Source organism: Sphingomonas sp. (assembly GCF_035490575.1).
Classification (GTDB): domain Bacteria; phylum Pseudomonadota; class Alphaproteobacteria; order Sphingomonadales; family Sphingomonadaceae; genus Sphingomonas.
In genome coordinates, this window is record NZ_DATJLI010000074.1 from 1 (window position 1) to 9,172 (window position 9,172).

General features: G+C 65.0%; 9 protein-coding genes. All 9 read right to left on the reverse strand.

Annotation, left to right across the window (positions count from 1 at the left end):
- On the reverse strand, window positions 1-1,175 hold a 1,175-nt coding region (locus VL973_RS05505), incomplete at its 3' end, for a phosphoenolpyruvate carboxylase (protein ID WP_325283027.1).
- A gap of 79 nt (window positions 1,176-1,254) precedes the next feature.
- Complete coding sequence (locus VL973_RS05510) at window positions 1,255-1,659, reverse strand: septal ring lytic transglycosylase RlpA family protein (protein WP_325283028.1); 405 nt, start codon at window positions 1,657-1,659, stop codon at window positions 1,255-1,257.
- A gap of 291 nt (window positions 1,660-1,950) precedes the next feature.
- A complete protein-coding gene (locus VL973_RS05515; protein WP_325283029.1) occupies window positions 1,951-3,624 on the reverse strand; it encodes a GMC family oxidoreductase in 1,674 nt (557 codons plus the stop codon).
- A gap of 23 nt (window positions 3,625-3,647) precedes the next feature.
- Entirely contained in the window at window positions 3,648-4,487 is an 840-nt protein-coding gene (locus VL973_RS05520) for a sugar phosphate isomerase/epimerase family protein (protein ID WP_325283030.1), read from the reverse strand.
- Complete coding sequence (locus VL973_RS05525; protein WP_325283031.1) at window positions 4,487-5,056, reverse strand: gluconate 2-dehydrogenase subunit 3 family protein; 570 nt, start codon at window positions 5,054-5,056, stop codon at window positions 4,487-4,489. The genes VL973_RS05520 and VL973_RS05525 overlap by 1 nt, the downstream gene beginning before the upstream one ends.
- A complete protein-coding gene (locus VL973_RS05530; protein ID WP_325283032.1) occupies window positions 5,053-5,877 on the reverse strand; it encodes a 3-keto-disaccharide hydrolase in 825 nt (274 codons plus the stop codon). Before VL973_RS05530 ends, VL973_RS05525 begins: the two co-directional genes overlap by 4 nt.
- A 14-nt stretch (window positions 5,878-5,891) precedes the next feature.
- Window positions 5,892-6,803, reverse strand: a complete 912-nt coding sequence (locus tag VL973_RS05535) for a hydroxypyruvate isomerase family protein (protein WP_325283033.1) — start codon at window positions 6,801-6,803, stop codon at window positions 5,892-5,894.
- A gap of 28 nt (window positions 6,804-6,831) precedes the next feature.
- Window positions 6,832-7,980, reverse strand: coding sequence for a Gfo/Idh/MocA family protein (locus VL973_RS05540; protein WP_325283034.1), 1,149 nt, complete (start codon window positions 7,978-7,980; stop codon window positions 6,832-6,834).
- The gene (locus VL973_RS05545; protein WP_325283035.1) at window positions 7,977-9,050 is read right to left on the reverse strand and encodes a sugar phosphate isomerase/epimerase family protein; all 1,074 of its coding nucleotides are present in this window, start codon (window positions 9,048-9,050) and stop codon (window positions 7,977-7,979) included. Before VL973_RS05545 ends, VL973_RS05540 begins: the two co-directional genes overlap by 4 nt.
- Window positions 9,051-9,172: the final 122 nt, after the last annotated feature.

Here is a 9,172-nt window from a genome sequence, read left to right on the forward strand (position 1 = left end):
TCGAGCGTTGCCAGGTGAAAGCCGAAAATCTCGACCGCGCGGATCAGCCGGCCGAGTGCGCCGCCCGACGCCAATATCCCCTCGCCCTTGCTGGCCAGACCGCGCGCCAGCCCCACCAGTTCGTCGCGCAGTTCGGCGGGATCGTCATAGGCCGCGCCCGTGAGCGGGCCCGGCCGTGGCGCGGACTTGCCCACCAGCTTGCGGTGCGTCGCGGCGAGGCGAGCATAGATGCCCGACAGCGCCCGGCGATACGGTTCGTCGGCGCGGCTGGCGGCGGTATCGCCGCTCGTTTCGGCCAACTGGCCCACTTCGCCATTGACCGGCGTGATTTCGGTCGAGATCGACAGCTCGGCGCCCAGTGCGTGCACCTCGGCCATGTAATGGCCCAGTGCGGTCTCCGCCGCGCGCGCCAGCGCATGGGTCAGCGAGTCCGCAGTGACATAGGGGTTGCCGTCGCGGTCGCCGCCGATCCAGCTGCCTGGCCGCAGAAAGGCGGGACAGCGCGCGCCCAGCGCCCGGTCCCATCGGGCATAGAGCGCGGGCAGCGCCGGCAGGAACACGTCGCGCAGATAGCTGAGCGCCGTTTCCACCTCGTCCGCGACGAACAGCCGTTCACGCCGCAGCACGCGCGTCTGCCAAAGCAGCGCGATCTGTCGCAGGATCGCCTCGTCGATGTGATCGCCGTCCTCGGTCTCTTCGAGTCCGCGGTCCTTGAGCGCCAGCAGTTCGGCGATCCGGTTGCGGTGGTCGATCATCGACTTGCGTCGCACTTCGGTCGGGTGGGCGGTCAGCACCGGCGCGACCAGCGCATCGGCCATCAGTTCCAGAACGCGCGCCTTGTCGATGCCATCGGCCTTTAGCCGGGCGAGCGCATGTTCGACATCGGCATCCTGGTCGCGCGCGATTCCCTGTCGATCCTCGGCCAGATTGGCGAGCATCGAGAACAGCATGAAGCCGCGCACGAAATCGAGCGTTTCGTCGAGGGTCAGCCGGTCCAGGCCCGGGTCGATCGCGTCGGCACCCGCGACGCCGCGGTGGCGGTCGACCGATGTCGAGCGGATATATTCGATGCGCTTGAACAGCGCGTCGCCGCCAAAGGCGCGGATGACATCGCCCAGCAGCCGCCCGAGAAAGCGGATGTCGGGATTGTTCGCGATCGGGGGTAAACTGGCCATGCCCGGTTGCTGCACCGCGGCGTCGCTCAGGTCAACGCATCAATACGAATGCAAGCGACCAAATCTACGCAGCAAGATTTCAGTTTTTTGACGCCAGGCTCAGCAGCACGCGGGCCGTGCCGCGGCCTACGATGCCCAGTTCGCGCGCCGCCGCTTTCGACAGGTCGATGACGCGCTTGCCCGCGAAGGGACCGCGATCATTGATGCGAACGACAACGCTGTTGCCGGTCAGCGCGTCGGTCACGCGCACCAGGCTGCCGAACGGGAGCGTGCGATGCGCGGCGGTCAGCGCCTCGGGATCGCATTTTTCACCGCTCGCCGTGCGGTTGCCCGCGATTTCGCGGCCGAAGAAACTGGCGATTCCTTCACCAATCGTCTCGATCACCGAAGGTGTTTCGCTTGCCGGTGCCGCTTCTTCCGCCAGCGCGGGCGTGGCGACGAACAGGGCAAGACCGCAACCCATTATGGCGAGCGAGCGTTTCAACGACACATGCGATCCCCCGAAACACCCGTGACGCTAGACGGGCATTGGCGGATTAGCATGAAGGGGAATGGATTTCCTGAACACGGAAATCGTTTCGCCGCTGGAATCACACCGCCAATCCGAAATGTGCGCTTGTCGGCGGCGCCGGGGATCAGGTTAAGCTTGCGTTGCTGCGTCTAAGTTCGTGACAGCGGTGGCGTCTGACTGGCCTTCCGCCCTGAGCCTCCTCCATCACGGACGAGGGACGGAGCGCGGCATGGTCGCCGCACCGCCGTCCCTCGATCCGTCAGGTCAGGCGCGCAGCTGCTTCACCGCATGATCGGCGGCCCGCGCCGTCATCGCCATGAAGGTCAGCGACGGGTTCACGCACGACACCGACGCCATCTGCGCGCCGTCGGTCACATACAGGTTGCTCGCATCATGCGCCTGGCTCCATTTGTTGAGCACCGATGCGCGCGGATCGGCGCCCATGCGCGCGCCACCCATTTCATGGATCGCGTCGCCGGGTACATGCTCGCCTTCATAGCTGGTGACGTTTTGCAGGCCCGCGCCCTTGAGCATCGCTTCGCCCTGCGCGCGCGCATCCGCCATCATCTTCAGCTCATTGTCGCGGAACGTCACGTCGAAGCGCATCTGCGGCATCCCGAAGCGGTCGACCTTATCGGCGTGCAGCGACACGCGATTGTCGCGATAGGGAAGGCATTCGCCGAACGCCGTCATACCGAACTGCCATGGCGCATAACGCCGCATCGCATGCTTCATCGACGCGCCAAAGCCCTCGGGCCGCATCGGCTGCCGGTTCGCGCTGCCCTGATAGCCATAGCCACGCTTGAAACCGACGCCTTCCTCGCCACCGATATTACGGAAACGCGGAATATAGACGCCGCCAGGGCGCCGCCCATATTCGATATATTCCTCCATCCCCGGAATGTCGCCGTTGATGCTGACGCGGAAGATATGGTCCATCACATAACGGCCCAGCGTGCCGCTGTTGTCGAAATGGCTCCGGCCGGTGCCCGGCGCGCGTGAGTTCATCAGGATCTGGGTCGATGCCATGGCCGACGCACACAGAAAGACCAGATCGGCATTGACCGTCTGCGCCTGACCCGTTTTGGCATCGACATAGCGAACGCCGGTCACCTTCTTGCGCGCGGCATCATATTCCAGATTGGTGACGACCGCGTCGGATTGCAGCGTCAGCCGCCCCGTCGCGCGCGCGGCGGGCAGCGTTACCGCCTGGGTCGAGAAATAGGCGCCGAACGAACAGCCATTGCCGCACTGGTTGCGGAACTGGCATTTGGTGCGGTTCTGGTCGGGTTTATCCTCGGTGATGTTGGACAGGCGGGTGTTGATGAGCTTGCGGCCCGGAAACTCACCTTCCAGGCGTTTTTTCAGCCATTCCTCGGCGATGTTCATCGGTATTGGCGGCTGAAACTGACTGTCGGGCAGATAGGGCAGGTTTTCGCGCGAACCCGACACGCCGATATAGTTTTCGACATAATCATACCATGGCGCGATGTCGTCATAGCCGATCGGCCATTCGCCATCGATGCCCTCACGCTTGTTCGCCTCGAAATCCTCTGGCGCCCAGCGAAAGCTCCAGCGTCCCCAGATCAGCGACTTGCCGCCGACTGCGCCGGGGCGAATCCAGTAGAACTTGCTGCCGTCGTCATAGGCATAGGGGTTCAGCCGGTCATTATTGTAGAACTTCTGGCTGCTGGGCGCGACATAGCCGTGGCGAGAAATGAAGTAATCGCTCTCGATCAGTGGCTTGGGCATGATGTTGCGCGCCGGCACCTCGAACGCCGGTCGGCCGTCATAGGGATAGCCCTCCCCATGTTCGACCATGACGCCGCGGTCGAGCATCAGCACGCGCAGCCCCTTTTCGGTCAGTTCCTTGGCCGCATAGCCGCCGCTGACGCCCGAGCCGATGACGATTGCATCGAACCTGTCGGTCGAAGCCATGATCTTTCCCCTGCCGTAATGGATCAGAAGCGCAGCGCGCGCATCGTTTTGAAGCTGGTGGTGATGTCGGGAAGATAGGGCGCGGGCGCGCGATCATTCTCGACGAAGAAATGCCGCACCCCGGCGGCGCCGGGACGCTTGAACAGGCTGGCGAAATCGATCGTGCCGTCGCCCACCGCCACCATGCTGCGGTCGGCGCGCATATCCTTTACATGGAAGGAATAAAGCCGGGTCGACAGGCGATCGATCAGGGCGCCCGCATCGGCGCCGGCCATGATCGCCCAGAACAGGTCGAGTTCGATCCTGACCAGTTCGGGATCGGTTTCGCGCAACAGGCGATCGAACAGGCTCATGCCGCCGGAACGGCCGGTAAACTCGAAATCATGGTTATGATAGGCAAAGCCCAGCCCTGCCTTTTTCAGCGTCGCGCCGAAACGGGCGAAATTGGGCAGCGCTGCCGCCCATCCGGCATCGGTGCGATGCTCTTCGGTCATATAAGGCAGGATGATCGTATCGGCGCCCAGCGTGCGCGCCATCGCGATCGACTGATCCATCTGGCCCAGCAACTGGTCATAGCCGACATGGATCGACGGGGCGCGAAGGCCGTGGCGGTCCATCGCCTCGCGGAGCATCGCCGGGTCCATCCGGTCATAACCGCCGCCGCCAAACTCCACTTCGCGATAGCCGATGCGCGCGACCTGTTCGAGCGTGCCTACCGGGTCCTTCTCAAAAATATCGCGAACGGTGTAGAGTTGCACCCCGATCGCGCCGATCTGCGCGGCCGATGCCGGTGCGGCGAAGCGGCCCGCCAGCGTGAGTGCGGCAACGCCGCCCGCCCCGGCGAGCAAGGATCGACGATTCATCATGCGCTATAGACCTTGTTGACCTGAGAATAGGGAAAGGCGCCATCATATTTGCCGGGCACGGGCAGATATTCGCGTTCCTGCATGATCCCCACTTCCGACGTGTAATATCCGGTGATGACCAATTGCCGGAACGCCTCGAAAAAGGTCTTTCCGCCGGGCATGGCGCCATTCATCGCCAGGGTCAGCAGCGCGTCCTGCTGTTCGGGCGTGGCCTTGGCCGCCGACACCTTGTTGTCGGTCAGGCTGCGCGCCTCGATCGCCTCCAGCCCGGCGATGATCGGCACGCGCTCTTGCGGCAGCGACCAATCGGCCAGCAACTTCTCGATATATTCGGGCACGCCGGCTTCGATGGCGCCGGGCGTATCGGTGGTTGGGATCACGCGCTCGCTGAGCGCGCTGACCAGCGCGCGTTGCGCGGGGTTGAACACCGCGGCACTGGGCGGTCCTTCACTGATGACCGGCACGCCCGCTGCCTGCGCCTGACCCGCCGCGCGTGCGATCGGGGCAAAGATGCCCGCGCCGAACAGCGCGACGACACCGGCCAATGCGGTTCTGCGATCAATCATTCGGCTTCTCCGGGCAAATCCTGGTCGATAGCGGTTTCGGGCAGGGGCCGAACCCAGATATTGCGGAACGACACCGCCGAATCATGATCCTGCAACTGGATCGGCGCGGCGTCGCCATGCGCTTCATATTTGGCGACCTGTCGCCAGATCGTCGTGCCCAGCATCGCCTGATGATTCTGGACCAGCACCCCGTTCAGGAACGCGGTGATATAGGCCGGACGCTCCAGCGATCCGTCGGCAGCGAAGCGCGGGCGTTCGAACACCACGTCATAGGTCTGCCATTCGCCGGGCTTGCGCGCGGCGTTCACCAGCGGCGGCTTCCAGCCGTAAACGGCGCCGACCGTGCCGTCGGCATAGGTCGGGTTCTGATAGCCGTCGAGGATCTGGATCTCGTAGCGCTGCATGAACCAGATGCCGCTGTTGCCGCGGTCCTGCGAGCTTTTGGTCGGCGGATTGGGTGAGCGAAACTCCAGGTGCAACTGCACGTCGCCAAAGCTCTGCTTCGTCACCAGATCGCTGCCGCCGCCGCCCTGCTTGCGCGGCGGGATCATCATGGCGCCCTCGCTGATCGACCAGGGCGTGCCCGTCGTCTGCCACGCGTCGAGCGATGTGCCGTCGAACAGCACCACCGCATCCGATGGCGCGCCGCCCGGATTGGGAGCGGGTGTCACGACCTTGGCCACCGGCCGGTCGGCGTCGTGCACGCGCCATTTGCCATCGGGCAGCACCGGTGTGTCGGTGAAGCCGGGGCGTTCCTGCGCCGAAGCGACGGTGACCGCCGCCGCGCCGGCGATCAGACAGGCCGTTAGCCGGACAAGCATCTGCGTCTCCCTCCTCAAGCCCGGTCGATCGCGCGATAGGCGGCGATCAGCCGATCCTCGCCCACGCGGCCCTTGACCGAATTGCCATGTTCCATGCCGATTACGCCCGAATAGCGGCGTTCGCGCAACCATTTGACGACATTGGCATAATTGATCTCGCCGGTGCCGGGTTCGTTGCGGCCGGGATTGTCGCCGAACTGGATATAGCCGATCTCGTTCCAGCAGGTGTCGAGCGTCGGGATCAGGTTCCCCGACTGGATCTGCTCATGATAGACATCGGCCAGGATCTTGACGCCCGGACCATTGACGCCGCGCGCTACGGCATAGCCCTGTGCGATGCTCTGCATATAGACACCGGGATGGTCGCGGCGGGTGTTGAGCGGTTCCATCACCAGCGTCAGGCCGTGCGGCGCGACGATATCGCCCGCGCGGCGCATCACGTCGATGACGCGGCCGGTCTGAATGTCGACCGGCACGCGCGGGTCCATGAAGCCGGTCACGACGGTCGCGTGTTTCGCGTTCAGCCGTTTGGCGACCTCGACCGCGCTGCGGATGTCAGCCAGGAATGCCTCGCGCTCGGCACCGTCATTGGCGCCCAGCCGGGGGCGCGATTCGGACCATTTGGGCATACTGGCCACGAACACGCCCATCGTCATGCCGCGATCGGCCAGCGCCTTTGCCATGCGCCTCTGTTCTTCGACCGGGCGGTTGCGCGCCTCGTTATCCTCCCAGGCGGTGAAACCCTGATCGGCGGCAAAAGCGATCTGTTCGATCAGCCCGCCGCGGCTGGCAAAGCTGCCTTCATGCGGGGCATAGCCCAGCGAGAAGCGGGCGGCGTTGCTGCCCGTCCCCTGCGCGCACGCCGTCCCGATAACGAGCGGAGCGACGGCGGCTGCGGCCAACATATTCCGGCGGGACAGGTTCATCGCATATCCTTTGGGATCGGGGGGATGGTCATGCGTCCGTTGCCAGGTTCAGCGGTGTCCATTTCTCGTCCGACTTCGAACTGGCGACCATCGCCTCGACAAAGCGCATCGTCCGCAACCCGTCGGGAACGCCGGGAAAGGCGGGGCCCGCCTCACCCCGGATGGCGGCGGCGAAGCCACGATACAGGTTGCCGAACGCCTCCACATACCCCTCCGGGTGTCCGGCCGGCGTGCGAAGCAGCAGCATCGTGCTGTCGCCAAGGCCGGGGCCGCCCGCGCGCACCGCTTCGGCAGGGCGATCGAGCCAACGTAGCGTCAGCGTGTTCGGCTCCATCTGCGCCCATTCCAGCCCGCCCAGCGAGCCATAGACCCGCAGTTTCAGCCCGTTTTCCTCGCCTGCTGCGACCTGGCTGGCCTTGAGCGTGCCACGCGCATCGCCGTCTAAGCGCAGCAACGCCGCGACATTGTCGTCCAGACGGCGGCCGGGGACATGGATCGACAGGTCGGCCGACAGCGCGGTGACGCGGCGGCCCGATACATGTTCGGCCAGGTGGAAGGCGTGGGTGCCAATGTCGCCAAGGCAACCGCCGATCCCGGCGCGCGCTGGATCGGTGCGCCATTCGGCCTGTTTGTTGCCGCCATTGTCGATCGGCTGGCTGAGCCAGCCTTGCAGATATTCGACCTGCACCAGCCGGATGTCGCCCAGTTCGCCGCGCGCGATCCGCGCCCGTGCCTCCTCGACCAGAGGATAGCCGCTATAGGTAAAGGCAAGGCCGAAATGGCGGCCGCTGGCCTTGGCCGAACGGGCAATCGCCTCCGCTTCCGCCACGCTCATCGCCATCGGCTTTTCGCAGAAGACGTGGAAGCCCGCGTCGAGTGCGGCAATCGCCATCGGTGCGTGCAGATGATTGGGCGTGACGATCGCGACCGCGTCGATGCGGGCGTCGGCGGGCAGCGCCTGCTCCCCCGTCAGCATCGCCTCGATCGTCGGATAGACGCGCGCGGGATCGAGCGCGAGCTGCGCGCCGGTGCGCTGGTTGCGCCCTTCATCGGTGCTGAACGCGCCCGCGACCAACCGCCAGTCACCGTCGAGGGCCGCCGCCATCCGGTGAACCGCGCCGATGAACGCGCCCTCGCCGCCGCCGACCATGCCCAGCCGCAGGGGCTGCCGCATCATGCCGGCGCCCCGCCGTCACGCGACAGGCCCAGCACGTCGCGGATTGCGTCATGGTCGATGCCGCTGGCGGCGAAATCGTCGAACGCGCGTTCGGTCACGCGGATGATATGATCGCGGATGAAGGGTGCGCCTTCGCGCGCGCCATCCTCGGCCTGCTTGAGCGCGCATTCCCATTCGATAACCGCCCAGCCCGCATAGCCATATTGCGCCAGCTTGCTGAAGATCGCATTGAAATCGACATGACCGTCGCCGGTCGAACGGAACCGCCCGGCGCGATTGACCCAGCTTTCATAGCCGCCGTAAACGCCGGTCCGCCCGTTCGGGTTGAACTCGGCATCCTTGACGTGGAAGCACGAAATCCGGTCGTGATAGCGATCGATGAAGTCCAGATAGTCGAGCTGTTGCAGCACATAATGCGACGGATCGAACAGGATGCGCGCGCGCGGATGATCGTCGACCGCGGCCAGGAACCGCTCCCAGGTGGCACCGTCATGCAGGTCCTCGCCCGGATGAATCTCGAACGCGCAATCGACGCCCGCTTCCTCGAACGTGTCGAGGATCGGCGTCCAGCGGCGCGCCAGTTCGGCAAAGGCTTCCTCCACCAGACCCGCCGGGCGCTGCGGCCAAGGATAGACATAGGGCCAGGCAAGTGCGCCGGAGAAGGTCGCATGGGCCTTCAGCCCCAGATTGGCACTGGCCTTGGCCGCGGCCTTGACCTGATCGACGGCCCAGGCCTGACGCTCGGCTGGCTTGCCGTGCAGTTCGGCCGGCGCAAACCCGTCGAACAGCGTGTCATAGGCCGGGTGAACGGCGACGAGCTGGCCTTGCAGATGCGTCGACAATTCGGTCGGCTCGATCCCGAAACGGTCCAGCCGCCCCCGCAGGTCGTCGCAATAATCCTTGCTCTCGGCCGCCAGCTTGACGTCGATCACACGCGTATCGCACGGGATCTGCACGCCCTTGTAACCCAGGCCCGCGGCCCATTCAGCCATGTGGTCCAGCGTGTCGAAGGGCGCGGTGTCGCCCATGAACTGTGCCAGGAAGATGCCCGGGCCTTTCATTGCGGTCACGCCAGATTCTCCTTCTTGGTATCGTCACGAAAGCTGAACTGGAACAGCACGGCGATCAGCGCGGCGGCGATCGCGGGATACCACCACATCTGCTGCCAATCGGCGATCGTCGGTTCGGCGGG

Bases quoted from the DNA above. Each gene is read 5' to 3' on its own strand.
- VL973_RS05520 (WP_325283030.1), bottom strand. From the start codon at position 4,487: ATGAATCGTCGATCCTTGCTCGCCGGGGCGGGCGGCGTTGCCGCACTC.
- VL973_RS05525 (WP_325283031.1), bottom strand. From the start codon at position 5,056: ATGATTGATCGCAGAACCGCATTGGCCGGTGTCGTCGCGCTGTTCGGC.
- VL973_RS05535 (WP_325283033.1), bottom strand. From the start codon at position 6,803: ATGAACCTGTCCCGCCGGAATATGTTGGCCGCAGCCGCCGTCGCTCCG.
- VL973_RS05515 (WP_325283029.1), bottom strand. From the start codon at position 3,624: ATGGCTTCGACCGACAGGTTCGATGCAATCGTCATCGGCTCGGGCGTC.
- VL973_RS05540 (WP_325283034.1), bottom strand. From the start codon at position 7,980: ATGATGCGGCAGCCCCTGCGGCTGGGCATGGTCGGCGGCGGCGAGGGC.
- VL973_RS05530 (WP_325283032.1), bottom strand. From the start codon at position 5,877: ATGCTTGTCCGGCTAACGGCCTGTCTGATCGCCGGCGCGGCGGCGGTC.